Genomic DNA, 26,004 nt, shown 5'->3' on the forward strand with positions numbered 1-26,004 from the left:
TCAACAGTGAAGATTGTTTCATTTAATATCAATGGATTGCGTGCAAGATTGCATCAACTGCAAGCCTTAATCGATAGCCATCAGCCAGATGTGATTGGTTTACAGGAAACCAAAGTACACGATGAGGCTTTTCCTCTCGCTGATGTTGAAGCGATGGGCTATAAAGTGCATTACCACGGTGGTAAAGCGCATTATGGTGTGGCTATGCTGTCTAAGGCTGAACCGTTAAAGGTTCAAAAGGGCTTTCCGACCGATGAAGAAGATGCTCAACGTCGGATGATTATGGGCACCTTTATGCAGGAAAATGGCCGTCCACTCACCGTGCTAAATGGTTACTTCCCTCAAGGCGACAACATTAGCCATGAAACAAAGTACCCGGCAAAGCGCAAGTTCTATAAAGATTTAATGGTTTATTTAAATGAACATCATAGCGCTGATGAAGATATTGCCATTATTGGTGATATCAATATCTCCCCAGTCGATTTAGACATTGGCATTGGTGAACCTAACGCTAAACGCTGGTTGAAAACGGGTAAGTGTAGCTTTCAACCTGAAGAGCGTGAATGGCTTAAAACGTTGATGGATTGGGGCTTAGTTGACACCTTCCGTCAACTACATCCAACTCGCAGTGAGCGCTACTCGTGGTTTGATTACCGCAGTAAGGGTTTTGTTGATAACCGTGGTCTGCGTATTGATGTGGTTCTAGCGACAAAATCACTGGCAGAACGCCTGGTAGAATCAGATGTTGATTACGATCTACGTGGCATTGAAAAGCCATCAGATCATGCACCGATTTGGAGCAGCTTTAGCTAGCTTAAACATGGTTTAAACTAAAAATGCCAGCTTTACTGCTGGCATTTTTGTATCTGCCGTTAACCCAACTAAAAATAGTAGCGGCTAGCCAGTTGCCACTGCTGCTCTAGCAACTCAGCACTCGCACCCTGCACTGCCCGTGCTGGACGCTCTGAATCGATAAGGTTATATTCGCCCTGTAAAAACCAGCCTTTACGCAGCTGATAAGCATATGAAACGCTATAGGCTTGACCGTTTTCACTGTTGTCGTCATCAAGGGTATTATCGTTATCTTTTACTGCGAAATCTTCCAACCTCACCGTTAATCGATGGGCTTGCCAGCGCTTGCTAAACAGTAAATAAGCACTGTGGTAGTCGTTATCAACCACGACCATGCCGTATGGAGATCGCATCATGGTATCGCCCTGCAGATATTGGCCGATAAAATCAATACCGTTCGGTAAGCGCCACTTGGAGCCTACATAGGCAAAACGAGTTAACCATGCATATTGCCCCTGTTTTACCACGCGGGTATCGGCATTATTGTTGTAGTAACCCGCGTTAACTTTTCCCTTGCCTCGCCACTGCCAATTGCCACTGAAGTGATATCCTAGTCGGTTATCAAGTTCTATAAACGGATCAGACTCTGCAGCTTGTCCTGCTAACATGCCGCCGTCGTTGCGCGCAGGTATAGCACTTAATGGGATATGTTCTTGCCAAAGTGTCTGTCTGGAACCGAGTGTCCAGCCATGCCACGCCAACATGGCTCCAGTGGTGTCGTTATTGATAAACGTCTCAACATTAAAACCAAAGTCATGCTCCGATTGGGAGAACTTGCCAAGGTGTTGCAAGCCGACATTTGCGCCAATATGCCGTACCTCTTCGGCAAACCAACTATTGATTGATGAGTAACTCAAGGTATAAGGAGATGACCAAGCCGTGGCGATGTTTTCCAGCGAAATGTGCGGGTAAATAATGCCCGTTTTTGCGGTCACTCTAAAGCCACTGTCCCAAGGTAAACTTTTATAACTGAGATAAGCCTCTGAGATACCAACATTGTCTTTCACCCCATCCCAATAGGCATTAGCGACAACATGCGCCCCTATGCCATTGTCCCAAGTGGCTTGATAACTTAATCCACCTTGAGCTAATGACACTTGTGTTTGTGGATTGAACCTAAACTTTCCTAGGCCGCCGTCAACAAAAGAACGAATCCCATCGGTAGCGGTTGTACGTACATCAACTATCCCCGATATCTTCTGCTCAACGGCGTAGACGTTTTGGGTTAAACATAGGCTTAATACTACGAGTATCCATACTGTTGTATTCATCTGTTCTTCTTATTCGTGAGTTGGAAATTCAACGAGCCATTGGCTGAGTGCATCAGCATCTATTGGCCGCGATAGATAATAACCTTGTGCCATTTCACAACCTCGTTGTTTCAACCAAGATAAAGTCGCCTTATCCTCTATCCCCTCTGCAACAACCGATAAACCTAAGCTATGAGCTAATTGCAGGGTCGAATTGACGATGGTTCTATCATCACCATTGATCATCAACTGCTGAATGAAAGAACGGTCTATTTTGAGTTCGTCAACGGGTAACTGTTTAAGCTGCGTAAGCGATGAATAGCCAGTGCCATAATCATCAATTGATAACTTAAGGCCGTATTGGCGCAATACACTTAACTGTTTGATGGCTGTGGCTGGATCGGCTACCACTGCGTCTTCAGTGATCTCTAACGTCAATGCTTCAATAGGCATATTCTGGTCGGCAATAATGTCTAGCACCCATTGGCAGAAAGACTCATCTTTTAGGTTTTCTGCTGAAATATTTATCGCAATGGCCAGCTCAATGCCCTGCAGTTTCCAGCGATGATATTGCGCTATCGCCTCGACCATAACCCAGCGAGTTAAGGCATTCATTTGGCCTGTTTTTTCTGCTATGGGAATAAATGTATCGGGCGGGATTAAGCCTCTAACGGGATGCAACCAGCGCACAAGGGCTTCAACATGGGTCACTTTACCTAAAGCGAGATCGAGCTTAGGTTGGTAGAAAAGAACCAACTCATCATGCTGAATGGCCGATTTTAACTCATTGATCAGTTGTAGGCGCTCCAAGGTATTAATATCAATTCGTGAGTCATACACTTGGTCGTCAAGTTTGTGCTTTTTAGCATGATGTAATGCAGTATCGGCTTGTCTGAGCAAGGTGACTAAATCCGTTGGCGGGTAATAAAATGCGGTGCCAACGGTAACTTGCAGATGCAAGTTGATATCTTGATAAAGGTACTCTCGCTCAATATTGCGTTGTAATTGCTGCAGTACCTCTTTAAGCGATTTGGCATCGAGATTTTTAAAAGCTAACACATATTCATCAGCCGATAAGCGACACACTAAATCGATACCCGTCATGGCAGTTAGTCGGCGCCCTACCTCTTTAATCACTTCATCACCAACGACGTGGCCTAAAGTGACATTGACTTCGGTAATACGGCGAATATTTATCAAGCAGATAGCCACATTCTGCTGCGACTCAAACCAGCCCGCGGTGATCCGCTCTAGCTCATTACGATTGGCAAGATTTGTCAAAGGATCATGGTAGGCTTGAAAAGCAATCTTGCTTTCTCGACTAAGGATCGCTTGCTGCATCACGGTAAACTCTTCGGCGAGTTGCATCATCTCGACACTGCTACCAACTGATACTTTGCTGTGATAATTACCTTTAGCAATATACCTCGCCTGCTCTACCAACTTTTTAATCGGTTTAGTGACGCTGCCGGAGATCATAAAGGCCAGTAACATCGATAAAGGCAGCATCAATAAAATGAGTCCTAGCTGCCATAACCACTGTTTTTGAAAGGATTGTAATAGATCCGCTCGAGGTTGGTACATGTAAGCATGCAAATGCTGTTCAGCCATACTACCAAGGTATTGCTGCCACAGCAGATAGTCAGTGTTGTCTAAGTCGCTTTCGACAAACCGTAACACTGCAGCGCTATCTTTCGCTGCCATAGTCGATTGACCACTCACTAGAAATCGGCTTGGTGCGCCTTTCTCTGTTAACAAAAAACCCGTATTAAGCCCAGTCAATTGTTGCAAGGTACCCGCGAGAGCTTCATCAATGACAAAACCAAAGCCGACCCAACCAATTACTGTGTTGCCACCACTGGTTAGCGGCGCAAACTTAATTTGGTAAACGCTGCTATCTAACGCGTACAGCGAGTCTATTTGCTGAAAAGCACTGTCTAGCGCATAACGAAAGGTTTGGTTTTGCTCTGGACCTAAGCGCACCTTTTTCACACCCGCTTTGTTGTACTGGTTTATCAACTGTCCGATAACCTTGCCATCGGCTGCAACCGCTATGGCCAAGTCAGCGTTAATACGTTTGCGGTGGTTATTAAGTGCGACTAAAAAACTACGGCTATCACCATCAATAAAAATATCTTTTAAGCCAAAGTCTTTGGCCGCGGTTTCAGCGAAAGCTGATAAATAGTAGTTACGATTGTCGTATTCTGACTTAAAGACTAACTGCGCCACTTCCAACTGATTTGTAAGCTGCTGTGCTGCTAGGCGTTGATTATTGTTGTAAGTGATCACAAACGAAATCATCTGCACCGCGAATAACAGCAACATAAAAAAAGCAAAAATACGGATCTGCAATCGATTCATTTGCCTAAAGAATCCGTTTTTCATTCGTAGCCTTCCAAAAACTCAAAGTCATCAAGGCTTTTTTGCTCGGGGATTTGCCCCATTTCAGCATTGAGCGTTGCAGTAAAAACTAACGGATTATCATTTTTGTGGATCGCAAAGACTTGACGATGACTTGGACTATTGAGCTGCGGGTGCCACACAATCAGTTCGTACTCTCCAGCAGGAATACCATTAAGCTCTGCAGTGCCGTTTACGCCTGTTGCGGAGAAATATGGCGTATCGACCACCAAGATATGACCGCTCATCCAATCGTGGATATTACATCCCATCGAGATCTGGCCTATTTTGTCAAAAACCATGGTTTTAGTGGCATCATCTTGGCGTAATTTAAACGAAAAGCGCTTGGGGCCAATTGCAGAATAAATATGGTGGGTTATATCATCATCGTTAACAAACTGCAGCTCGTGGCCTTTTTGAACCACGGTAATGTATGGGGTGAACTGTTTATCTTTTTGATGGACTTCAACTGGAATTGCCAACCCTTGTGCGGCTTTCGGTGTCTTATAAGCGCTACTGGCATCACTTATGCTTTTTGCTTGCAGATAAACAACCATGTTATCCATAGCGTGCGCGTTGGCATCGACTACCTTGATATGCACTTTTGTGCTTAGCGCCACATCGGCTGGTTCTGCAGCAAATACCCGTGTTGAAGTCTGCATTAACAGCACACCTAAAGAGCACAATGCAAATAACGCTACTGCGAAAATTCTAGTGATGACATCCATATTGTTTCTATTCCATTTCAAGCGATAGTGATAAATAAGCTGATCTGGAAAAGAGAAAGGCAAAACAACAAAAATATTACAAATTATTTTAGAAAAAGAATAGCTTGAACGAAATACAGCCACAAAAAAGCAGAGCCTTAGCTCTGCTTTTAAATATCCTTCAACCCAAGCGAGTATAAATTAATTAGTCTTTGCTAAGGTATATTGCCCTAAAAGCTGATCTAAACCATTTGAAGCATCATTCAAGTCAGTGGCTAAGCTAATAGAATGACCAGTGGTTTCTTTGATTGTTTCAGCTTGTCCACGAATGTCATTAAGCTGCGATGCGATCTCTCTTGAGGCTACGCTTTGCTCCTCTGATGACGCCGCAATTTGTGCACTCATGTCAAATACCGTGCTGATCGATAACGCCATGCTATCAACATCATTGCTCACAGATACAATCGCTTCGCGGCCTTTATTTGCTTGCGATACGATGTCGCCAGTAATATTACTGAGTTTGTGAGTGCCAGTTTGTAGGCCTTCAATCATAGATTGAATTTCCACTGTCGCTTGCTGCGTGCGACTAGCAAGGGTTCTGACTTCATCGGCGACGACAGCAAAACCTCTTCCCTGCTCACCGGCTCTCGCCGCTTCAATTGCCGCGTTAAGCGCCAATAGGTTTGTTTGCTCAGAAATGCCATTAATGGTGGTCACGACCTCACCAATCTGAGTCGCTGCATGAGAGAGGTCTTCAACTGAAATAGAGGCTTCAGAGATCCTCTCAGTCAATATACCTATGCTAGCAACTGCTTCAGTAAGCTGTACTTTACTATTAGCCGCCTGAGAAGAGTTAATTTCGGTTTGTTCTGAAGTGCTTGATGCATTTGCTGATACTTCTTCAACAGCAGCGGTCATTTGCGACATCGCCACGGCAACAGTATCAAGAAATTGATGCTGAGCATGAGTAAGTTGCTCATTTTGACCTGCCTGTTGGTGGAACTCGCTCGCAGCATGAGAAAGTGTTTCGGCATTTTTAGCAATGGCAGACACCATTTCACTCATGTTGTCCGCACTGCGGTCAATTTCACGGGCGATTAAACTAAAATCGTCTTTACCAAAAAAGTTGAGCCTAAAGCTTAAGTCGCCATCCGCCAACCTTTTAATCGCTTGGTACATATCCCACAAACCGCCGCCTAGCGAGGTAGATACCCAGTAACTCACCAGGTACAAAGGCAACAGGCCAAGCAGTGACAATAACAACATCATATTAGCTTGTGACAGTGCATCTTGCTCCCACTTAGCGACATTGGCGCTGTAAACAAGCTGCTCGGATACAAGATTAGCGCTCACGGTAACCTTGTTGTTAACTCGATTTGATTTTTGAGCATAACCCACACTTAAGCCATTTTTTGCGGCAAATTCAGCAAGTGCAGCGTCGTTTAGCTGAAGGTCGTTAGCAACAGATGCATAAGCATCGACAGTCGCTTGAGCCCGCTCTACTGAGGCGGCCTCAATCTGCTGTGTGCTATTAAAATAGTTGGTGACTGCAACCCCAAGCGTGATAAGCGTGACCATGGTACAAATCGACCAGAATTTACCATTAAGGCTAAGCTTGATTAATACAGCATCGACAGTTCGAAAATTAATTTGCTTCATCGTGAAGTTCCCTTGGCCTTTATCTTCGACCATTTATAAGCAATATTCAGCTAATAAACCTAATATCGGCATTGTTTAGCTAATCTTTAAAGCTAATCACACCAATCTGTATAAGACGTTGATCTATCCAGAGTATTTTTTTGACGAACTAATTCAAGGCAGATAAATGGCATAATGGTTATTCCCTTATGAGTCTATTCGTTGCCGAAGTAGCAAGCCAAAAATACTCCTTACAGGCGAGTTTTCGCGGCTCTGATGCTGCGTTAATGAGCTTAAACCTAGTTTCACTATGCTCTTCACTCATTGCAAACCACATGGCCAAGCATGTTCCTGACATGCTTAAGGCAGGAGCATTTTATGACCTTACCGCAAAAACAGCTAAACACTCTCATAGCGATCACATCTTTATATTGATTGGTATTAGGATTCTTTTGCAGTGTTTTCTGCAAGCATGGTTTGTAATTTTTGTGTCAGAGATATTAGCTGAGCAGTGAACAAGCTCATGCTGTAACCAAGCACAGCACCAAGCAGCAGCGGTGGTAATATGGCAGCGATATCACCACCCATAGCAAATGTGATGCAACAACCGATAAAAGCACCAGGTATAAAGGCCAGTTTTTGATAACTGGCTTGTAAACACATTGCCGCTGTCGCAATGCCAGTAAAGGCATATCCAAACAGAGGAGATACAAAGAAACTGCTACCAGAGATTATGAGCCAGCCCCAGAAAACACCAGAGAGATTGGTGGTCATTGCCATCAGCATTCCCTTCGCCCCAGACTCTGTTTGAGCAAAAAAGGTACTGCAGCCAAGAAAACCTATCCAGGTAACAAGTTGAAATACATCAGCGAAGCCCGTCCAAACTGCGGCGAGTAATCCTGCTGAAATAGCTATTTGCCAACGATGTTCCATAAAGCCCTCTCTTTAACGACACATATACTTTTACTATGTAAGAACACAGTGTTTTATATTAAGGACGCTAAATTACCCTTTTTGCATGCTAAAAAACACGATCTGTGACAAATAATTTGCTATTGAAGGTGTTTTAGCGCACAAAATGAACAGCAATGTAACAAAATTACTATATGCATCGCGATCAGGCTGATTCAGAGCAGTTTCATGCAACATCGACAAATCAATAACAGCATAAGATGATTATAAATTACAGCTCTGACTTAACTTGTTGCATGAGTGACAGGAAACAGAAGCAGCAAACTAACGATTAGTTTGCTGCTTTTAACCTAGTATTGACCTCTAATAATTCTTCTTCAATTTTCTAGAAGCTGTTTGTACGCCCTGGATCATTTTACCGAACGCTTTATCTTTAGCGCGCTTTTCCGCTAAGGTTGCGCTATTTAAAGCTTGCTCACGCATTAACTTTCGATAGCTATTTAAGCGGCGCTCATCGAGTAAGCCGTCATTGAGTGCAGCTCGAACTGCACAGTCCGGCTCGCTTTCATGGCTACAATCACCAAAGCGACATTGCTGTGCTAAATCGATAATTTCGCTAAAGGTGTCATTAACGCCCTGCTCACAATCGCTAAGTTGTAGCTCTCGCATTCCAGGAGTGTCCATCAGCAGCCCTCCTTGTGGCAGCCACTTAAGCGCTCTTGAGGTCGTTGTATGACGCCCTTTACTGTCATCTTCACGTACGCCACTGGTAAGTTGAGCCTCGAACCCCATCAACCCATTAACGAGCGTTGACTTACCCACACCGGAAGAGCCCAAAAAGGCCACGGTTTTGCCCGTTTGGCAGTAAGCTGATAGGCCTTGCAGGCTTTCATCATCTAACGCATTAACTGCGTGCACCATCATAAAGGGATCAAGCTGCTGTGCTTGCTGACATTTATCATCGACATCACTGCACAAGTCGCGCTTAGTCAGCACCACCACCGGCTCTACCTGCGCTTCTTTTGCAAGCGCAAGGTAGCGCTCAATGCGGCTTAGGTTAAAATCGTGATTAAGCGAACAAACAATCATTACGCTATCGACATTGGCAGCTATTAACTGAGTGGCCACTTTACTGCCAGGCGCTTTACGCTGAAACAGTGACTGACGCTCTAAGTGGCGTACTAGCCTGTTTGAATCGTCGAAAAGTGCCCAATCTCCCACACAAATTCGTTCAGACTGAGGGGGTAGTGTTAGCTGTATATTTCCGGCTTCACTTAACAGCATAATATGGCTACGATGCTGCTCAACCACTCGACCAATGCTGAGTTCTGTTAACTCCTCAAGGCTTAGTTGCTGTTGAAAGAAAGGCCTCCAACCGAGTTGTGTTAACGTGACAGTTTGCTGTTCCAACGCAATTCTCCATTCCAAATATCTAAAATCACTCAAGTTCACATAAATTTGTGTGCCGCTTGTAGCCGCAAGTATGTATTACAGCTGTTAGCCGTTGCTAATGCAGACTAAAGCCTTACTGATTCTGTGACTAAACAATAGCAATCTTCAAGACCATTTGATTGAATAAAAGCGACAAAATGCCCCTGCCGTATAACAGCCAACATAGCTGCATCACTATCTTTAACTTATTTACAATTGATTATCATTCTCATTCATTGGTATTTGTTCTAATATGCTTCGGTTTTCAACTTAATCTATTAAGGAACAACTATGCGTTCTATCACTATATTTACCGCCGCTATGATGCTCATGTTATTTAGCAGCACAACTTTCGCTAACGAGTGTGAATTATCAATTTCAGCAACTGATGCGATGCAGTTCGATAAAAAGCAGTTATCGGTACCTGCTAGCTGCAAAGAGGTTACTCTTACGTTAACCCATAGCGGGCAACTGCCTAAATCTGCAATGGGGCATAACTGGGTGCTGAGTACAGCGGGTGATATGCAAGCAATCGCAAATACAGGTATGGCCGCTGGCGCAGGCAATAGCTATGTAAAACCTGGAGATACTAGAGTCATCGCTCATACCGACATTATTGGCGGTGGCGAATCAACCAGCATTACTTTTAGTATCACCGATTTAGATCCAAAAGGTGACTACCGTTTCTTCTGCTCTTTCCCTGGTCATTGGGCAATTATGCAGGGAAGTTTCAGTATCAAATAAGCTATCGATTACATAGAAAAGTAAGATTGAGATTAGACCGCCATTCTGGCGGTTTTTTTATTTTCGTTTAATAACAAATCGATTACTATTAAGCTAATTGCCTCACTTTATTAGAAGAAAACATTGCATGGCCGCAAAGAGTAGAGTTAAAGGATTTACGCTGATTGAGCTAGTTGTAGTCATTATCGTTTTAGGTATTTTGGCGGTGATAGCCGCGCCCAAGTTTATTGATTTTAGGCGTGATGCTGAGATCAGCCGAGTTAAAGCGATAGCAGCCTCATATCAGCAAGCTCTCACCTTCAGCCACACTCGCTGGCAAATAGTCGGTGGCAATAGCCCAATGAATAATCTACCAGGCTATGCAGGTGATGAACTTGATATGAATGCTAATGGCTTCCCATTAGGAATTGATAAAGGCGAACCAATGGGACAACCAACCAATATTGGCCAAGGAGAGCAAGGCTGCGTTGATTTATGGAATACCTTAATCGAAGATCCCGCTAGCGTGTCATTATCCAGTGTCGATAACGGCAGTGACTTTCAAGCTTATCGCCACCCAGCAGATAGTAATCCTACGGGGCAAACCGAATGCAGCTATGTGCTACGCACACTCAATGATACCGCTGGCCGTGAAACCGCAGAAATAAAAATAGTATATGACTCGGTTGCGGGTACCGCTGACAGTGTCATTAGCAGTAATTAAAGCTCAATCGATAAGTATTAATTGAACGACGCTATTTATCTTGTAATCGAATATGGCTAAATAGCGCCGCTTATTTTAATTAGTTTGGATAGTGACCGGATCAATCCAAGCTTGCGCGCCATATAATGGCACTGTAGACAAGGCATGTTTGTGACTGCCATTGGTCTCTTTAGTTGAGTAAGACAAGTAAAGTAAGGTTTGATTCTCTGCATCGTAAATGCGGCGTACTTTAAGCGTCTTGAATAAAATGCTCAGTGACGCTTTAAACACAACCTCACCATTTTTACTCTTATCGATATCAGCGATATCAGCGGCAGAGATTGGCCCAGTTTGACGACAAGAGATGCTCATATCAGATGGATCAGCCAAACTGAGGTTGGCTTCAATACGGCTGATATGACATGTCACCCCAGCCACTTTGGGGTCATGACGGGCATCAATAATCACATCTTTGGTGGTAAACAAGCCTAGACTTACCTTGCCAACATCATCACCGCAACCCGCTAAAGTAGCGCTGGCAACAATCCCAAGCAATCCCGCTTTTAATAACGCTAATTTATTCATCACTTTTCCTTATTCATATTGCATACTCACATGAAAGTAAATCGCTGAGCATCTGGCTTATTTTTAAACCCATTAGTATAACAAAGTGCTACGCAAATACTCTTTGTGCCCAACGGGTTAAACCCGCTGTAACACTACCAAAGTGATCGCCAACCACAATCGGAATATCAGGGAATAAACCTGAGATCCTGCGGTATATCGCAGGGCTACGAGCAGTGCCGCCGGTAACGTAAATTCTGTCGGGCTTAACCCCAGATGCCTCCAATGCTTCTCGCATCAACGACTCGACTTTACTCAGTGGCATGGTAATCGCATTTTCAAAATCAGCTTCTGTCACCTTGGCATGCAGACCAGCATGGACAAAGCTCAGTGGTGTATCAATACTGTCTTCGCTAGAAAGCGCTATTTTACTTTGCTCAGCGCTACGAACCAATTTATAACCTAACTGCTCTTTTTGCACTTTTAGCAGCCGCGTTATAAGTTCTGGTTGTTGTGCATCTTTAATTAACTCTTCGATAAGTTTTTTTGAGTTCAAGGCTGCAAAATCACGTTGCGCGCTAATGTCATTAACAGCCACTGCATTCCAAAATGGTTTACTTGGCACTGGAAGCTTATTGACCATTAAGCTGCCTAAGCCAAGATGCGGCATAAACGCGGCCATTGATAGTGCAATATCGAGATCGTTACCGCCGATCCGCTGACCACTATGACCTAAAAAGTCCTGGCTTCGGTCTGCATTCTCAATATGACTTGGCCCCATTTTCACCATAGAGCAATCTGTAGTACCACCGCCCACATCGACCACCAGCACAGTGACATCTTCATCTAATGAAGCTTCATAGTCCATTCCGGCTGCGAGCGGTTCGAAGAGAAAATCCACATCGATAAAACCAGCGCGTTTGGCCGCTAAAGATAAAATAGCTTCTGCTTGTAGATTGCTTTGCTCGCCACCTATACCTTGAAAATTGACCGGGCGACCAATAACCGCATGGGTTATCACACCGTTTTCAAGCATATTTTTTTCAGCAACGGTTTTAATATGCATCATCATTAACGTGACGATATCTTCAAACAATGCTATTTGATTGTCTCTTAGCCCTGTTGCGCCGAGGAATGATTTAGGCGAGCGAACATAAAAACCTTCGTCAGGCATCTCTAAATACGCCTCTACAGCAGCTTCACCAACGAAAACAGCTTGCTCATGGGGCAGCAGATCTAGCTCACGACGCATTGATGCGGCGCGGCTTAATTGAGCGGAGCGTAAACGGGTATATTCAGCTTTTTGCCCGTCAGGCAATTGCTTGAGTACCTCTTCGGCAATCAGCTCTCTGTCCATCGCATAGAGCGTTGAAGTTAAGTACTTTGCATCACCACTAAGCGGGACTAAACAGACCTCTTCACCTTGCATAATACCAATCGCACAATTGGCACTACCATAGTCAAATCCAACAAACATGAGTCTATCCCGTTAATCGTAAAAAAGCCGTGAAAAATAGCACAGTTAATCGGATGCAAAAAGGGTTATTTTCAAAAATTATTCCTAAGCACAATTTCTACTCAGGCTAAACAAATTCATAAGCAGAAAAGATAAAACTGAACATATTGTTGCTCTTGTGCTTAGCAACGTTTTAGCAATCATTTCACAATTCAAATCGCGTCGACTGCAATGAATTTGTCAAAATAGACTAAACTTAAAGTACGACTTTTAGCCGAAATAGGAACTCGACTAAAAAATTAACTAAGGTTTGATTATGTATGGCTGCAAGCTAGCCCTGTTAGTATTTTTAACAGCCCTCTTTTGCATGGGAGCGCAGAGTGCGGACAAAAATACTCTTGCTTCTGAGATTCCCGTTGTGAGTATTAAAGGTCCTATTGGGCCTGCTGTTAGTCATCATCTAACCTCAGAAATTAATGCAGCTAACCAACAACAAGCTCCACTTATCATTATCACTATCGATACACCAGGAGGATTGGTCTCGAGTCTTCGCGACATCAATCAAGCCGTTCTTGCCTCTACTATTCCCATTGCATGTTTGGTTTACCCTAAAGGAGCCAGAGCAGCTAGCGCCGGTACGTACCTGTTATATGCCTGCCATATCTCAGCGATGGCAACCGCTACAACCTTAGGCGCCGCAACGCCAGTGCAAATGGGGCCGAGTGCCCCCTCACCTGACAAAATCAGTCCGGCAAATAAAGACGAGGATAGTAAAAATGATAACCCCAGCCCTTCAGCAATGGAGAAGAAAATCCTTAACGATGCTATCGCCTACATACGCTCTTTAGCGCAGTTACGCGGCAGAAACCAAGAGTGGGCCGAACTTGCAGTCACTGAAGCAGCCACATTAACCGCAACTGAGGCGCTGGCGCTTAATGTGATTGATTTAATCGCAGCATCACCTCTGCAATTGGTAACAAAATTAGATGGCAGTGTCATTGAGTTAGGCGAAGAAAAAATCACTCTAGATCTAAAAGGCGCAGTCTTAGTGGATAAGCAGCCAAGCTGGCAAAACCAGTTTATTGCCACTATCACTAACCCGAATATTGCTTACATTTTAATGATCATCGGCATTTATGGTCTGTTATTGGAGTTTTATAGCCCTGGTATCGGCGTGGCTGGCATAACAGGAGCTATCGCACTGATTATTGCCCTTTATGCACTACAAATGCTGCCTTTGAACTATGCCGGACTTGCGTTAGTTATTTTAGGCATCGTGCTGCTAATAACAGAAGCTATGGTTCCTAGCTTTGGCATATTTGGGGTTGGAGGAATAGCGGCATTCGTGGTGGGTTCTATTTTCCTATTCGACACCCCGCTGGCGCAATTTCAAGTATCACCACTGCTCATTGGTAGTGTCGCTTTTGTCAGTCTATTGTTTTTCGTGTTCGTACTCGGTTTTGTTTTACGTATGCGAAAACGTGCAGTTGTTAGCGGTCAAGAAGCGATAGTAGGCGCCAATGCAACGGTGCTTGCTGACTTTGACGGCCAAGGTTTTGTCTCTTTAAATGGCGAACGTTGGAATGCAATAAGCCCGCATAAATTCAGTAAAGGTGACAATGTGACCGTTATCAAGATTGACGGTCTATCGCTACTGGTCGCGAAAATTGAACTTAATACTACTCAGCATAAGGAGGCCTCTAATGGAACCTGTCATCACTAACGGCACAATATTCAGCGCAGTAATGCTATTTATTATGATCTCGCTGCTTATCAGTGTCTTCAGGATTTTAAGAGAATATGAGAGAGGCGTTATTTTTCTGTTAGGCCGCTTTCAGCAAGTTAAAGGTCCCGGTCTTATTATTGTTATTCCGTTCATTCAGCAGATGGTGAGAGTCGACTTAAGAACCGTGGTCATGGATGTGCCCAGTCAGGATGTGATCAGTCGTGATAATGTCTCGGTCAGGGTAAACGCGGTGCTGTATTTTCGCGTTATTGATTCTCAAAAAGCCATAATCAATGTCGAAGACTTTCTACAAGCAACATCGCAATTGGCACAAACAACTCTGCGCTCAGTCTTAGGTCAACATGAACTGGATGAGATGCTTGCTAATCGTGAAATGCTCAACGCCGATATTCAAGTGATCTTAGATGGTCGTACAGATGATTGGGGCATTAAAGTGTCGAATGTAGAGATAAAGCACGTTGATCTTAATGAAACAATGGTCAGAGCCATCGCCCGCCAAGCAGAGGCAGAAAGAACGCGTCGAGCCAAGGTTATTCATGCGTCTGGCGAAATGGAAGCCTCAAGTAAGCTGGTAGAAGCTGCAACCGCGCTTGCCACAGAGCCCAATGCTATTTTACTCAGATACTTACAAACCTTGACTGAAATCGCCGGAGAGAAAAATTCGACCATTCTGTTCCCGCTACCAATGGACTTACTTAACGGGGTAATGAACTCTGAACAAAAACCAGCAGAGAGAACAGAAAACGAATCTAAGTCGTCGAATAAGCCACAATAAAAAAGGCAGCCTAATGCTGCCTTTAAATTATCGAGTGTGGCTTACACTTTTTTCTCATGTTGAGATTTTTTTAGCTGTTCTTTCTTTGCTCGACGAGATTCGATCACTGCGCCCACATCACTACCTATGTGCGCTTCACCACGCTGTTTTGACAGCTGCACTTGACGTTCTCGCTCTAAGAATCGCTCACGCTGTTTGTCGGTTACTTTGTCGATGCAATGAGGACAGCTAACACCTTGCTCAAACTGTGGCGATGCTTTCTCTTCTGCAGTAATAGGCATACGACATGCATTGCACTGATCGTACTGGCCTTTTTCAAGATCATGATTAACCGCCACCCGATTATCAAATACAAAGCATTCGCCTTGCCACATGCTCTCTTCCTGCTTGACCTCTTCAAGGTATTTTAGAATACCGCCCTCTAGGTGATAAACATCATCAAAGCCCTGCTCTTTCAAGTAAGCCGTTGATTTTTCACAGCGTATACCACCGGTGCAGAACATAGCGACTTTCTTATGCTTTGCAGGATCTAGGTTCTGCTTAACGTATTCAGGGAACTCTCTAAAGGTGGTTGTTTTTGGATCAAGTGCATTCTCAAATGTACCGATCTGCACTTCGTAGTCGTTACGGGTATCCACTAAAAGCACCTCGGGATCAGAGATCAATGCATTCCAATCCTTAGGCTTAACGTAAGTGCCTACCACTTTATTAGGGTCAATCCCTTCTACGCCCATGGTCACAATCTCTTTCTTGAGTTTGACCTTAGTGCGGTAAAATGGCATTTCTTCGTCAAAAGACAGTTTGTGGACAATATTATCAAGCCCTGGCTGGGCAGCTAGCCATGTCAGTAATTCATCAATAGCCGCTTGAGAACCTGCTACGGTGCCATTAATACCTTCTGCAGCCAGCAGCAATGTACCTTTAATAGCGGATTCTTCCATTACGGCGAGTAATGGCTTCTGGATATTTTCAAACTCAGGAAGAGCAACAAACTTATACATGGCACAAACAACAACTTTTGACATTGAGACCTCTTATACTGCTGGCTGAAGCTTAATCTTCAGTGCATTTACTGCGCCAACGGCAAAACGTGAGCCGCTGCACAAAATTAACCGCGAAGTCTACCTGAATCACATCACAACAAACAGGTACAAAAAGTAAGGCCTTTATAGAACACTTACTCCATCCCCTTACCATTTAGATTTTAATCTTAATCAGTAAAATAAATGACGATAGCAAAACGAGAATTGCTTGAGCATTTTCTAATTCAGTCAATATTGATTGTTATTTCATTGCAGGCAGTTAAAAATAGCGGCATCGTTTAATACAACATAGTTTATCTAAAATAAATAATATGACCTTACCGACCTTGTACTCATTTAGACGCTGCCCTTACGCTATGCGGGCTAGACTGGGCATTTACCTTGCCCAAAAGCCAGTCAGTTTGCGTGAAATTGTACTCAAGCATAAACCAGAAGCAATGCTTGCCCTGTCGCCAAAGGGCACTGTGCCGGTATTGATATTAGAAAATGGTGCTGTCATTGAGGAGAGTTTTGAGATCATGTGTTGGGCACTTTCACAAAATGACCCGAACGATCTATTACTGGCTAATAGCAGTAAGAAACAAGAAGCAGCAAAAGCGTTAATTGAATATAACGATCAAGTCTTTAAATCTTGGTTAGACAAATACAAATATGCTGACCGCTTTCCTGAATTCAGCCAACAGCACTACCGTCAACAAGGTGAGCTATTTATACAGCAATTAGAAACCTTACTTGATAAGCACTCACAGCTCCTTGCTCAAGAGCCCTGCATTGCGGATTATGCCATCTATCCGTTCATTCGGCAGTTTGCCCATGTAGATAAAGCTTGGTTCGAGCAATCTGACTATAAAAACGTTCAATTGTGGCTAGCAAACCATTTACAAAGCGAAGTGTTTACAACAATTATGCAAAAATTTCCCACTTGGCTCGAAAGCGATCAAGAGTTCGCATTTGGTGTCGAAAAGTAAATAGATTAAACACAAAAGGAGCATTAGCTCCTTTTTGTAGTCTATATACCAACATGATTACTTATGAACTTTTGTCTAGAAATTTTGTTTATAAACTTTACCGCCTTTCATGACAAAATCGACATCCAGTAACTGCTTAATATCATTTAGTGGGCTAGAATCCGTGGCAATAATATCTGCGTATTTACCCACCTCAATCGTGCCTAACTTATCGCTCATGCCGATAAGATCTGCGCCATTTACTGTTGCTGATTTTAAGATATCAGCAGTGCTCATGCCAGCCTGATACATCAACACCGCTTCCTCAGCATTCAACCCATGTTTAGACACGCCACTATCGGTCCCGAAAGCTATCTTCACTCCAGCTTTATAGGAGGTCGTAAAGTTGTTGAGCATATCAGCGCCCACTCTAATCGCTTTAGCTTTAACTGGCGCGGGCATAAAGTCAGAGGTATTTGCCATCTCCACCACTGTCGCGCCAGCAAGCAAAGTTGGCACTAAATAGGCGCCAGTTTTTTTAAATAGCTTAATCGACTCTTTATCAGAATAACTGCCATGTTCAATACTGTCGACGCCTGCCCGTAAGGCCGCATTTATTCCTTCTGCAGCATGGGCATGGCTGGCAACTTTACGACCCAGCGAATGAGCGGTTTCAACTATCTCTTTTAACTCATTATTGGTCATCTGCTGACCCGTTCCAGTGTCAGTGTTAGAAAGCACCCCACCGGTTGAGGCAACTTTAATCGCATCTGCGCCATACTTAATCGCTTTACGGGTCATTTTTCTACACTCAAAAGGGCCGTCACAAAGCATTTTTGATGACTTCATTGCCAAGAGATCAGGCGCCATTCCATCGGCATCTAAATGCCCGCCCGTAATAGAGATCCCTGCTGCTGCGATTATTCTAGGCCCATCTATCCAGCCTTTTTCTACCCCGTCACGTAATGCGTACATTTGTTCAGGCTCACTGAGTAGATCACGCACAGTGGTAAAACCTGACATCAGTGTTGTTTTGGCGTAATGAACGCTTTTCATCGCCACATCAGCATCTGACAGTTTCACGGTATCTGCGGTGTTGTCGGGGCCAAGTTCCATCTGTAGGTGCACATGCATATCCATTAATCCCGGCATCACAAAGCTTTTGGATAGATCAATAAGCGTTGCATCACTTGCAAAGGTAGTTGCTGGGATAAAGCCCTTTTTAACGGCAATAATCGCACCATCGTCGATGACAACGGTGTGATTTTTTAATGGTGCTTTGCCTGGTACAGAAAGTAGCTCCCCCGCATGAATAACCTGAGTGTTAGCCATAGCTGCCTGACTGAGAAAGACTGATATCGCCAATGTAACCAAGCTTAATTTTGGTGAAATTTTAGGCTGCTTACGCTCCGGATTTATCATTGGTATTATCTTCTTTAGTTACATTTATATGATATGAATATACCTAAGTACTGATTAATGTAAATACTCATTCACATCATGTAACTATTTGCTTCGTCGCGATTTTAATTAAATAATCAGTGTAACCACAACAAACTGGCCTGCTAGTTTTTATTGAGTAAGCCACAAAGAACAAAGATTTTTGTTGGCTAAAGAGTAATCAAAGGAATGGTTACCACCAGCAAGCCCCCCATGCTCCAGTTGAAATAACGTCGACGCTTGGTTGAATTTAGTTTGTCTTTTATTGCAGCGCCTAAAACCACCCACGTAAAAGAGGCTGGAAAGCCGACAATATTAAACACTAGCAAGCCGAGTAACGCACTTGCCCAGTAACCATCACCACTTACCGTAAATGCTGTGCAAAGCGTTATCGTTGCCATCCAGCTTTTTGGGTTTATCCACTGAAACAGTGCAGCCTCTTTCATTGACATGGGCTTTCTATCCAACACGTCATAATCATTGTATACAGGCAAAGTCATCACTCTATAGGCAAGAAACAACAGATATATGACCGATGCCACCTTCAACACTGAGTGCAATAGCGGCCAAGATTGGAATAAGCCACCAAGTCCCAACAAAATCGCGACATGCAACATTGTTTGCCCAACTCGGATCCCGATAATATGCGGTAACGTCTGCTTCACACCAAAGTTAGCGCCTGATGTAGCGAGCAAAATATTGTTAGGCCCCGGTGTCATGGTCATTGTTGCGCAAAATATTGCCGCCGAAGCCATTAGTGTAAGTAGTGAATCCATATCTCCCCCAGTTAATTGTACGCATACAATTATTGACACAATCAAATCATTAGCCGCATAATAATCGATACAAAAAGCAGATCAATGGTTTTATTGTCATGGGTACAATTTGGATTCCAACACTTGAAAACTACCAAGGTCCTTTGTATGTTCGCCTTGCAGAGGCCGCTGAAGCAGCAATTAAAAATGGCCAACTGCCAGCTGACACAAAGCTTCCACCGCAGCGACAACTCGCGGATAAAGTCGCTGTTACGGTAGGCACGGTAACCCGGGCTTATGCGTTGCTTGAGCAACGCGGCTATGTGTATGCAAAAGTGGGCGCTGGCACCTTTGTAAAAGGCACTCGATATCAGTCAAAACCGCAACAGGCTAACTTTGCGACTTGCGAACAACCGCTAACCAACCAAATCGGTATTATTAGTGATGCTTTAAGCGAACTAGCTAAAGAGCCACATACGATTAGCCAACTGATGCAATACCATGCAGACCCATTACCACAGCATCAGCTGAAATTCAGCCAGTGGCTGCACAGGCGCCAAATACCACAAAAAGCGGATCAAATTGTTTTTAGTCACGGTGCCCAGCAAGGTATTTTTGCAGTCTTAAATGGATTGATGAATGCGGGTGACCACCTGCTGTGTGAAGAAAACTGCTACCCCGGAATAAAAGTCGCTGCGCAGCAACTCGGGCTCAATATTGAGAGAGTGTCATTGACCCAAGAGGGATTAAACCTCGCTGAGCTAGAACGTCAAATATTGCGCTACAAACCGAAAGCTATTTATCTAACCCCTAACAATCAGAATCCAACGTGTATTCAATACAACCTGCAGCAAAGACAAACCATTATTGCTCTCGCACGCCAATATGATGTTGTCATTATTGAAGACGATGTGAACTACTGTTTACCTGAAGAGTGGCACACGCCGATGTGGTGTTTAGACCAAGCATCCACCGATGATGAGCAGCAGCACAAGGTGGTTTACCTATCTAGTTTATCGAAGCTGTTTTGTGGTGGACTGCGTCAAGGTTTCCTGCTTTGCCCACTACCGTTACTGGCTAAAATTAAACAGGCGCTCTATAGCCAATGCTGGATGGTATCGCCCCTTAACACCGAACTTGCCTGCCGAATTATTAACAATAACGCGTACATGGGAGAAAGAGAACAGCAGATAGCACAAAGACAACAACTATGTATCGCGATGGGAGAGCGTTTAACGTTAACTCAAACATGGCGTGGCCTCAATGGCTGGTTGAAGCTTGCTCTGCCACTTAAATCTCATCATGTTGTCGCAGCGCTAGCCGCCGAAGGAATACTCATTCGTGATGGGGATGACTTTGATGATCATCATAATCATATTCGACTCAGTATTGGTGGCACATGTGACGAAATAGAGTTTAAAAAGCAGCTAGAGTTGATTGAGTCCACGATTTTGAAACTAAGCCAAAGCAGCTATTCATTTGTTTAAATCCTGCAATAAAAATGCCTTAGTAACATTTTAAACAATAAAAAGCGCAGTTTTACTAGACTGCGCTTGAATTTGTAAGTCAGCTGAAGCATTGCCGATTACATCTGTTGGTCAACTCTGACATAACCTTTGAGGTAAACCACTCTGACCTCATCATTGACGTTAAAAATCATCCCTTGGTCTAAATCTTGGATAACCATAACTTGCTCGCCACTGTCCAGAGTAATCATCATTTCAACTAACTTCAGCTCTTGGTAGTATGAGCTGTCACCATAGCGATTACCGATACCTGCACCTAGCAGAGCACCTAGTACCGTAGCGACATCTTGGCCTGAGCCACCACCAAATTGATGCCCAACTACGCCACCAATGAGCGCACCACCAAACGTTTTCCAGCCAGTATTTTGGTCTTCAACGAGTTGCTTTTCAGTGATATTCCTGACTGATGCGACTTGACCAAATTCCACTTTTTCAACGGGAACTGCTTGATTGCGATCATAAGGCGCCGCGCTGAGTTGAGCTATGCTCAAAAACAAACTGATAACCATAAAAACAATAAGATGAGGTTTCAACATAGGCTTTTTTCCGCTAACTTAAAGGTATGTACATTGCCTAATTTTACTCAATTGTGAACTCACTGTCCTATTTAAATCAAGAACAACAAGATTTTCCGCCACCAGAGCAAGCACTGAGCGACCCGAACGGGTTACTTGCAGTGGGTGGCGATCTGCAGCCAGAAAGGTTGTTAAACGCTTATTACAACGGGATTTTTCCATGGTTTAACCAAGATGATCCCATACTATGGTGGTCACCCGATCCTCGCGCTGTTTTTGCGCCAGGAAACTTGAAAATTAGCCGTAGTTTAGTCAAATATCTAAAGAAACAATCATGGAATTTTAGTATAAACAAACAGTTTAATGCTGTAATTCACGGCTGCGCGGCGCCTAGAGCCAAGCAAGCGGAAACTTGGATTTCTGACGACATTCAACAGGCATATCTGAACTTGCATCAGCAAGGCCATGCACATTCGATTGAAGTGTGGGAAGGCGATGTCCTCATTGGCGGGCTTTATGGACTCGCTATTGGGCAAGTCTTTTGCGGCGAATCGATGTTCCATCTTCGCACTAACGCCTCTAAAGCTGCTATGATCGTATTACAGCAGCACCTTTTGCGATGTGGCTTTAAACTTATTGATGCACAGGTTGAGAATCCCCATTTATCCAGCTTGGGTGCTAAATCAATAGAACGTAAAGATTTTCTCACATTACTTAAGCACTTACGAGACGGCGATGTTAACCCTGATAGCTGGTTAACTACAGAGGTACCGATTGAACTCTAAATCAAGACCTATTACGGTTGGCAGAACCAAAACCTTTCCTTGTAGCTATCTAGATGAGCAGCAAGAACAACTCTTGGTATTACAAGAGGAGATCATTGATGCTGGATTATTTGAGCAACTGTTGGCGTTAGGATTTCGCCGCAGTAGCAGTATGATCTATAAGCCCCAATGCCCACATTGCACCGCTTGTTTGCCGATTAGACTTGAAATTGACGAGTTCAAATTGTCAAAAAGACAGAAACGTACCCTAAAGAATAACCAAGATTTAAGCTGGAAAATAGTTGACCATAAAACGGATGAGCAGTATGCCCTCTATGAGCGCTACGTTAATACACGCCACGCTGATGGCCCTATGTATCCTGCAACGCCTGAGCAATATGATAGTTTTGCGACAGCAAGCTGGACGCAACCAGTGTTTATCGAGCTGTCGATTGATGACAAGCTAATTGGCGTAGCCGTCACCGACGTGCTGCCCAACAGCTTATCTGCTATCTACAGTTATTTTGATCCCGATGAACATAAGCGCTCCTTGGGAAGTCTGCTAATCTTATTGCAAACCAAAATAGCTAAGATGATGCAAAAGCAATTTTTGTACTTGGGTTATCAAATTGATGAATCAAGAAAGATGAATTACAAGCGAGACTACCGACCTCATCAAATTCTCACCCACTCGGGCTGGGTTACTGAGATTGAGGTCAAAAACATAAGCAAATAAACAATAATACTAATAACGCCTCTACAGCCGTGATTCGCTCAACCTTTTCTTTACAGCGAGGTGATTTTGCGGCATGATACGCCCGTTTTTAATATTTGAAGGCTAAACAGGATAACTGATTAATGGCGAAAGAAGACAACATTGAAATGCAAGGCACAATCCTTGAAACCTTGCCAAATACAATGTTTCGTGTAGAACTTGAAAATGGTCATGTCGTAACGGCACACATTTCAGGAAAAATGCGTAAAAACTATATCCGTATTCTTACGGGTGACAAGGTAACGGTTCAACTGACCCCTTACGATTTGAGCAAAGGACGCATCGTCTTCCGTTCACGCTAAGTTATTATTAGCCTATAACGTATTTAAAAAGCCGGCTTGCGCCGGCTTTTTGTTGTCTGTCATTCGAGTAATGCTAAGCCGTAAAATAGCGGCTAAAGAGTGAAGCCAGAGTCTCATTGGCGACTTCACTCCTGTTGTAGCGTTAATGCATGGCTTTCTCTTGTGATTGCGCTTCAATCACAATCTCATCGCCCTTAACATCAACCCGAGCGATACCGCCTTTCTCTAGATCACCAAATAGAATTGCATCTGCAAGCGGACGCTTGATTAAGTCCGTCACAACGCGTGCCATCGGTCTTGCACCCATCGACTTGTCATAACCCTTTTCAGCCAGTAGCGTTCTTGCCTCATCACTGACTTCAAGTGTCACTGACTTATCATCTAACTGTGCTTGTAGCTCAACGAGGAACTTATCAACCACTTTAGCGATGACGGTCATATCAAGGTGATTAAACCAGATAATTGAATCTAAACGGTTACGGAACTCAGGTGAAAACACCTTGTTGATTTCCGACAGCGCATCTTGAGTGTGATCTTGCTGCTTAAAGCCTATCGATTTACGAATAGTCTCCTGCACACCAGCATTAGTGGTCATCACCAACGTCACATGTCTAAAGTCGGCTTTACGGCCGTTATTATCCGTTAATGTGCCGTGATCCATCACTTGCAGTAGCAAGTTATAAACATCAGGATGTGCTTTCTCTATCTCATCGAGCAATACCACACAGTGTGGATTTTTTATGACGGCGTCGGTTAACAAGCCACCTTGGTCATAACCCACATATCCAGGAGGCGCACCAATAAGGCGCGACACGGTATGACTTTCCATGTACTCAGACATGTCGAATCTCACCAGACTCAGCCCGAGGCATTTTGCCAGCTGGCTTGTGACCTCGGTTTTACCGACACCTGTAGGACCTGCAAACAAGAAGCTACCCACTGGTTTATTTTCGCCACCAAGACCACTTCGAGATAAACGAATCGCAGAGCTAAGCCCCTCAATCGCCATATCCTGACCAAACACTACCATCTTAAGGTTACGCTCTAGGTTCTTAAGCATATCCTTGTCAGAGCTCGATACCGACTTCTCTGGAATACGTGCCATTTTGGCGATGATAGTTTCTATTTCGCTTTGACCAATGGTCTTTTTACGCTTGTTAGCGGGCAACATAGCCATACGGGCGCCCGCTTCATCGATAACGTCAATGGCTTTATCAGGTAAATGTCTATCATTAATGTGCTTGTCTGATAGCTTCGCTGCAATACTCAATGCCGCCATGGTGTAGCGAACATTATGATAATCCTCATAAGTCGACTTTAACCCTTGGAGAATTTTAGTCGTCTCGGCCACAGAAGGTTCGTTAATATCTACTTTCTGGAAACGACGAGCCAGTGCACGGTCTTTCTCAAAAATACTTTGGTATTCTTGGAAGGTTGTAGACCCCATACAGCGTAAATTACCACTCGATAATAATGGTTTAAGTAAGTTTGACGCATCCATTACGCCGCCAGAGGCAGAGCCAGCACCGATAATGGTATGGATCTCGTCAATAAACAAAATCGCATGTTCGTCATTAGCGAGTTCTTTGAGTAAACCTTTAAAGCGTTTTTCAAAGTCACCGCGATATTTGGTACCGGCCAGCAAGGCGCCAAGATCAAGTGAGTAGACTGTTGCCTCACTCATCACCTCTGGCACTTCTTCTTTAACGATACGGTAGGCAAGCCCTTCTGCTATCGCCGTTTTACCCACACCAGCTTCACCAACTAACAACGGATTATTCTTACGACGGCGGCACAAAGTTTGAATAGAGCGTTCTATCTCTTCACTTCGACCAATAAGAGGGTCAATTTCACCTTTTTTAGCTAACTCGTTTAAGTTAGAGGTAAATTGCGACAAAATACTGCGCTCTTCTTCTGTCTCAGTTTGATCTTCGATGCGATTGGGTTCAGCATCGGTGTCAATATCTTCCTTGGAGAAACCGTGTGAAATAAAGTTGACCACATCAAGGCGAGTGACTTCCCCTGAGCGTAATAGGTAAACGGCTTGAGACTCTTGCTCACTAAAAATGGCGACTAAGACATTGGCGCCAGTAACTTCGTTTCGCCCAGATGACTGGACATGGAATACCGCTCTTTGCAGCACACGTTGAAATCCAAGTGTCGGCTGCGTCTCTTTCTCTTCTTCAGGATCGGCAATGATAGGCGTGGTTTGTTGAATAAAGCTAGAGACTTCGCCTCTGAGCTTATCGAGGTTTGCTCCGCAAGCAACTAACGCCTCTTGTGCGGCCGGGTTATCGATTAATGCCAACAGTAGATGCTCAACCGTCATATATTCATGACGTGCATCTCTGGCTTGCTGAAAAGCCAGATTTAAGGTGACTTCAAGATCTTTATTTAGCATAAGCACCCCCAAAAATTAACAACAGATTCAACCAAATTAGGCCTCCTCTAAAGAACACAATAACGGATGTTCGTTTTGTCTTGCAAACTGATTTACCTGAGCGACCTTAGTTTCTGCAATCCCAAAAGGGTAAATACCGCAAATCCCCTTCCCCTTATGATGAATCGCAAGCATGATTTCAGTGGCTTGTGCTTCATCTTTTCTAAAAAACAGCTGTAAAATCTCAATAACGAAGTCCATCGGAGTGTAATCATCGTTATTTAAAATAACTTTATACATAGAAGGCTGTTTTAACTCTGACTCAACACTCTCTTCTACATGTTCAATATTTTCTGTTCTGCTCATGCTTCAATACTAGCCTCTAGTCTTGGCTTGTTC

General features: G+C 43.8%; 24 protein-coding genes. 10 read left to right on the forward strand and 14 right to left on the reverse strand.

Translation table 11 applies throughout. The features are described 5' to 3' along the window. Positions 1–6: 6 nt before the first annotated feature. Complete coding sequence (xthA, locus tag K5R16_RS03510) at positions 7–813, forward strand: exodeoxyribonuclease III (protein ID WP_220736168.1); 807 nt, start codon at positions 7–9, stop codon at positions 811–813. Positions 814–881: 68 nt separating this feature from the next. Here the strand turns inward: xthA and K5R16_RS03515 are convergent, their stop codons facing one another. From K5R16_RS03515 to rsgA, 6 genes are all read right to left on the reverse strand, one after another. After that, entirely contained in the window at positions 882–2,123 is a 1,242-nt protein-coding gene (locus K5R16_RS03515; RefSeq protein ID WP_220736169.1) for a hypothetical protein, read from the reverse strand. A 9-nt stretch (positions 2,124–2,132) separates the two neighbouring features. Further along, complete coding sequence (locus tag K5R16_RS03520) at positions 2,133–4,487, reverse strand: EAL domain-containing protein (RefSeq protein ID WP_259649758.1); 2,355 nt, start codon at positions 4,485–4,487, stop codon at positions 2,133–2,135. After that, a complete protein-coding gene (locus K5R16_RS03525) occupies positions 4,484–5,230 on the reverse strand; it encodes a hypothetical protein (protein ID WP_220736170.1) in 747 nt (248 codons plus the stop codon). The genes K5R16_RS03520 and K5R16_RS03525 overlap by 4 nt, the downstream gene beginning before the upstream one ends. Positions 5,231–5,410: 180 nt before the next feature. Beyond that, positions 5,411–6,868, reverse strand: coding sequence for a methyl-accepting chemotaxis protein (locus K5R16_RS03530; RefSeq protein ID WP_220736171.1), 1,458 nt, complete (start codon positions 6,866–6,868; stop codon positions 5,411–5,413). Between the two features lie 420 nt (positions 6,869–7,288). Beyond that, positions 7,289–7,780 (reverse strand): DUF1097 domain-containing protein, encoded by a 492-nt coding sequence (locus tag K5R16_RS03535; protein WP_220736172.1) that lies wholly within the window; start codon positions 7,778–7,780, stop codon positions 7,289–7,291. Positions 7,781–8,122: 342 nt separating this feature from the next. Further along, positions 8,123–9,169 carry a ribosome small subunit-dependent GTPase A gene (gene rsgA, locus K5R16_RS03540; RefSeq protein ID WP_220736173.1) on the reverse strand — a complete coding sequence of 349 codons (1,047 nt, stop codon included), beginning with the start codon at positions 9,167–9,169 and terminating at the stop codon, positions 8,123–8,125. 312 nt (positions 9,170–9,481) lie between these two features. On the opposite strand from rsgA, the gene azu reads away from it, so the two are divergent. Together azu and K5R16_RS03550 are read left to right on the forward strand one after the other, a co-directional pair. Continuing rightward, positions 9,482–9,934, forward strand: coding sequence for an azurin (azu, locus tag K5R16_RS03545; RefSeq protein WP_220736174.1), 453 nt, complete (start codon positions 9,482–9,484; stop codon positions 9,932–9,934). Positions 9,935–10,061: 127 nt separating this feature from the next. Beyond that, positions 10,062–10,637, forward strand: a complete 576-nt coding sequence (locus K5R16_RS03550; protein WP_220736175.1) for a type II secretion system protein — start codon at positions 10,062–10,064, stop codon at positions 10,635–10,637. A gap of 75 nt (positions 10,638–10,712) precedes the next feature. On the opposite strand, the gene K5R16_RS03555 is transcribed toward K5R16_RS03550, so the two are convergent. Next, entirely contained in the window at positions 10,713–11,201 is a 489-nt protein-coding gene (locus K5R16_RS03555; protein WP_220736176.1) for a CreA family protein, read from the reverse strand. 88 nt (positions 11,202–11,289) lie between these two features. Then, positions 11,290–12,657: a molecular chaperone gene (yegD, locus tag K5R16_RS03560; protein WP_220736177.1), complete on the reverse strand. Its 1,368-nt coding sequence runs from the start codon at positions 12,655–12,657 to the stop codon at positions 11,290–11,292. Between the two features lie 397 nt (positions 12,658–13,054). Here yegD and K5R16_RS03565 point away from each other — a divergent pair, with 397 nt between their 5' ends. Further along, a complete protein-coding gene (locus tag K5R16_RS03565; RefSeq protein WP_374758374.1) occupies positions 13,055–14,359 on the forward strand; it encodes a nodulation protein NfeD in 1,305 nt (434 codons plus the stop codon). Between the two features lie 22 nt (positions 14,360–14,381). Beyond that, positions 14,382–15,158 carry a slipin family protein gene (locus tag K5R16_RS03570; RefSeq protein WP_374758375.1) on the forward strand — a complete coding sequence of 259 codons (777 nt, stop codon included), beginning with the start codon at positions 14,382–14,384 and terminating at the stop codon, positions 15,156–15,158. A 41-nt stretch (positions 15,159–15,199) separates the two neighbouring features. Here K5R16_RS03570 and K5R16_RS03575 read toward each other — a convergent pair whose 3' ends face one another. Then, positions 15,200–16,183, reverse strand: a complete 984-nt coding sequence (locus K5R16_RS03575) for a rhodanese-related sulfurtransferase (protein WP_220736180.1) — start codon at positions 16,181–16,183, stop codon at positions 15,200–15,202. A 329-nt stretch (positions 16,184–16,512) separates the two neighbouring features. Between K5R16_RS03575 and K5R16_RS03580 the strand changes: the two genes are divergently transcribed. After that, the gene (locus K5R16_RS03580) at positions 16,513–17,169 is read left to right on the forward strand and encodes a glutathione S-transferase (protein ID WP_220736181.1); all 657 of its coding nucleotides are present in this window, start codon (positions 16,513–16,515) and stop codon (positions 17,167–17,169) included. A gap of 75 nt (positions 17,170–17,244) precedes the next feature. Here K5R16_RS03580 and K5R16_RS03585 read toward each other — a convergent pair whose 3' ends face one another. Both K5R16_RS03585 and K5R16_RS03590 read right to left on the reverse strand, forming a co-directional pair. After that, entirely contained in the window at positions 17,245–18,570 is a 1,326-nt protein-coding gene (locus K5R16_RS03585; protein ID WP_220736182.1) for an amidohydrolase family protein, read from the reverse strand. 188 nt (positions 18,571–18,758) lie between these two features. Beyond that, positions 18,759–19,364 (reverse strand): LysE family translocator, encoded by a 606-nt coding sequence (locus tag K5R16_RS03590; RefSeq protein WP_220736183.1) that lies wholly within the window; start codon positions 19,362–19,364, stop codon positions 18,759–18,761. A gap of 98 nt (positions 19,365–19,462) precedes the next feature. Between K5R16_RS03590 and K5R16_RS03595 the strand changes: the two genes are divergently transcribed. Then, complete coding sequence (locus K5R16_RS03595; RefSeq protein WP_220736184.1) at positions 19,463–20,830, forward strand: PLP-dependent aminotransferase family protein; 1,368 nt, start codon at positions 19,463–19,465, stop codon at positions 20,828–20,830. Between the two features lie 98 nt (positions 20,831–20,928). On the opposite strand, the gene K5R16_RS03600 is transcribed toward K5R16_RS03595, so the two are convergent. Then, positions 20,929–21,405 carry a glycine zipper 2TM domain-containing protein gene (locus K5R16_RS03600; protein WP_220736185.1) on the reverse strand — a complete coding sequence of 159 codons (477 nt, stop codon included), beginning with the start codon at positions 21,403–21,405 and terminating at the stop codon, positions 20,929–20,931. Between the two features lie 53 nt (positions 21,406–21,458). Here K5R16_RS03600 and aat point away from each other — a divergent pair, with 53 nt between their 5' ends. From aat to infA, 3 genes are all read left to right on the forward strand, one after another. Next, entirely contained in the window at positions 21,459–22,169 is a 711-nt protein-coding gene (gene aat / locus K5R16_RS03605; RefSeq protein ID WP_220736186.1) for a leucyl/phenylalanyl-tRNA--protein transferase, read from the forward strand. After that, positions 22,159–22,884, forward strand: a complete 726-nt coding sequence (locus tag K5R16_RS03610; protein WP_220736187.1) for an arginyltransferase — start codon at positions 22,159–22,161, stop codon at positions 22,882–22,884. The genes aat and K5R16_RS03610 overlap by 11 nt, the downstream gene beginning before the upstream one ends. 122 nt (positions 22,885–23,006) lie before the next feature. Beyond that, positions 23,007–23,225: a translation initiation factor IF-1 gene (gene infA, locus K5R16_RS03615; RefSeq protein WP_005500725.1), complete on the forward strand. Its 219-nt coding sequence runs from the start codon at positions 23,007–23,009 to the stop codon at positions 23,223–23,225. Positions 23,226–23,367: 142 nt separating this feature from the next. On the opposite strand, the gene clpA is transcribed toward infA, so the two are convergent. Both clpA and clpS read right to left on the reverse strand, forming a co-directional pair. Next, positions 23,368–25,626: an ATP-dependent Clp protease ATP-binding subunit ClpA gene (gene clpA, locus K5R16_RS03620; protein ID WP_220736188.1), complete on the reverse strand. Its 2,259-nt coding sequence runs from the start codon at positions 25,624–25,626 to the stop codon at positions 23,368–23,370. 36 nt (positions 25,627–25,662) lie between these two features. Further along, positions 25,663–25,971: an ATP-dependent Clp protease adapter ClpS gene (clpS, locus tag K5R16_RS03625; protein ID WP_020912009.1), complete on the reverse strand. Its 309-nt coding sequence runs from the start codon at positions 25,969–25,971 to the stop codon at positions 25,663–25,665. Positions 25,972–26,004: the final 33 nt, after the last annotated feature.

Origin of the sequence: Shewanella sp. c952 (assembly GCF_019654975.1) — a bacterium.
Classification (GTDB): Bacteria; Pseudomonadota; Gammaproteobacteria; order Enterobacterales; family Shewanellaceae; genus Shewanella.

Bases quoted from the DNA above. Each gene is read 5' to 3' on its own strand.
- K5R16_RS03515 (WP_220736169.1), bottom strand. From the start codon at position 2,123: ATGAATACAACAGTATGGATACTCGTAGTATTAAGCCTATGTTTAACC.
- K5R16_RS03520 (WP_259649758.1), bottom strand. From the start codon at position 4,487: ATGAAAAACGGATTCTTTAGGCAAATGAATCGATTGCAGATCCGTATT.
- K5R16_RS03525 (WP_220736170.1), bottom strand. From the start codon at position 5,230: ATGGATGTCATCACTAGAATTTTCGCAGTAGCGTTATTTGCATTGTGC.
- K5R16_RS03530 (WP_220736171.1), bottom strand. From the start codon at position 6,868: ATGAAGCAAATTAATTTTCGAACTGTCGATGCTGTATTAATCAAGCTT.
- K5R16_RS03535 (WP_220736172.1), bottom strand. From the start codon at position 7,780: ATGGAACATCGTTGGCAAATAGCTATTTCAGCAGGATTACTCGCCGCA.
- azu (WP_220736174.1), top strand. From the start codon at position 9,482: ATGCGTTCTATCACTATATTTACCGCCGCTATGATGCTCATGTTATTT.
- K5R16_RS03550 (WP_220736175.1), top strand. From the start codon at position 10,062: ATGGCCGCAAAGAGTAGAGTTAAAGGATTTACGCTGATTGAGCTAGTT.
- K5R16_RS03555 (WP_220736176.1), bottom strand. From the start codon at position 11,201: ATGAATAAATTAGCGTTATTAAAAGCGGGATTGCTTGGGATTGTTGCC.
- yegD (WP_220736177.1), bottom strand. From the start codon at position 12,657: ATGTTTGTTGGATTTGACTATGGTAGTGCCAATTGTGCGATTGGTATT.
- K5R16_RS03570 (WP_374758375.1), top strand. From the start codon at position 14,382: ATGCTATTTATTATGATCTCGCTGCTTATCAGTGTCTTCAGGATTTTA.
- K5R16_RS03575 (WP_220736180.1), bottom strand. From the start codon at position 16,183: ATGTCAAAAGTTGTTGTTTGTGCCATGTATAAGTTTGTTGCTCTTCCT.
- K5R16_RS03580 (WP_220736181.1), top strand. From the start codon at position 16,513: ATGACCTTACCGACCTTGTACTCATTTAGACGCTGCCCTTACGCTATG.
- K5R16_RS03585 (WP_220736182.1), bottom strand. From the start codon at position 18,570: ATGATAAATCCGGAGCGTAAGCAGCCTAAAATTTCACCAAAATTAAGC.
- K5R16_RS03590 (WP_220736183.1), bottom strand. From the start codon at position 19,364: ATGGATTCACTACTTACACTAATGGCTTCGGCGGCAATATTTTGCGCA.
- K5R16_RS03595 (WP_220736184.1), top strand. From the start codon at position 19,463: ATGGGTACAATTTGGATTCCAACACTTGAAAACTACCAAGGTCCTTTG.
- K5R16_RS03600 (WP_220736185.1), bottom strand. From the start codon at position 21,405: ATGTTGAAACCTCATCTTATTGTTTTTATGGTTATCAGTTTGTTTTTG.
- infA (WP_005500725.1), top strand. From the start codon at position 23,007: ATGGCGAAAGAAGACAACATTGAAATGCAAGGCACAATCCTTGAAACC.
- clpA (WP_220736188.1), bottom strand. From the start codon at position 25,626: ATGCTAAATAAAGATCTTGAAGTCACCTTAAATCTGGCTTTTCAGCAA.
- clpS (WP_020912009.1), bottom strand. From the start codon at position 25,971: ATGAGCAGAACAGAAAATATTGAACATGTAGAAGAGAGTGTTGAGTCA.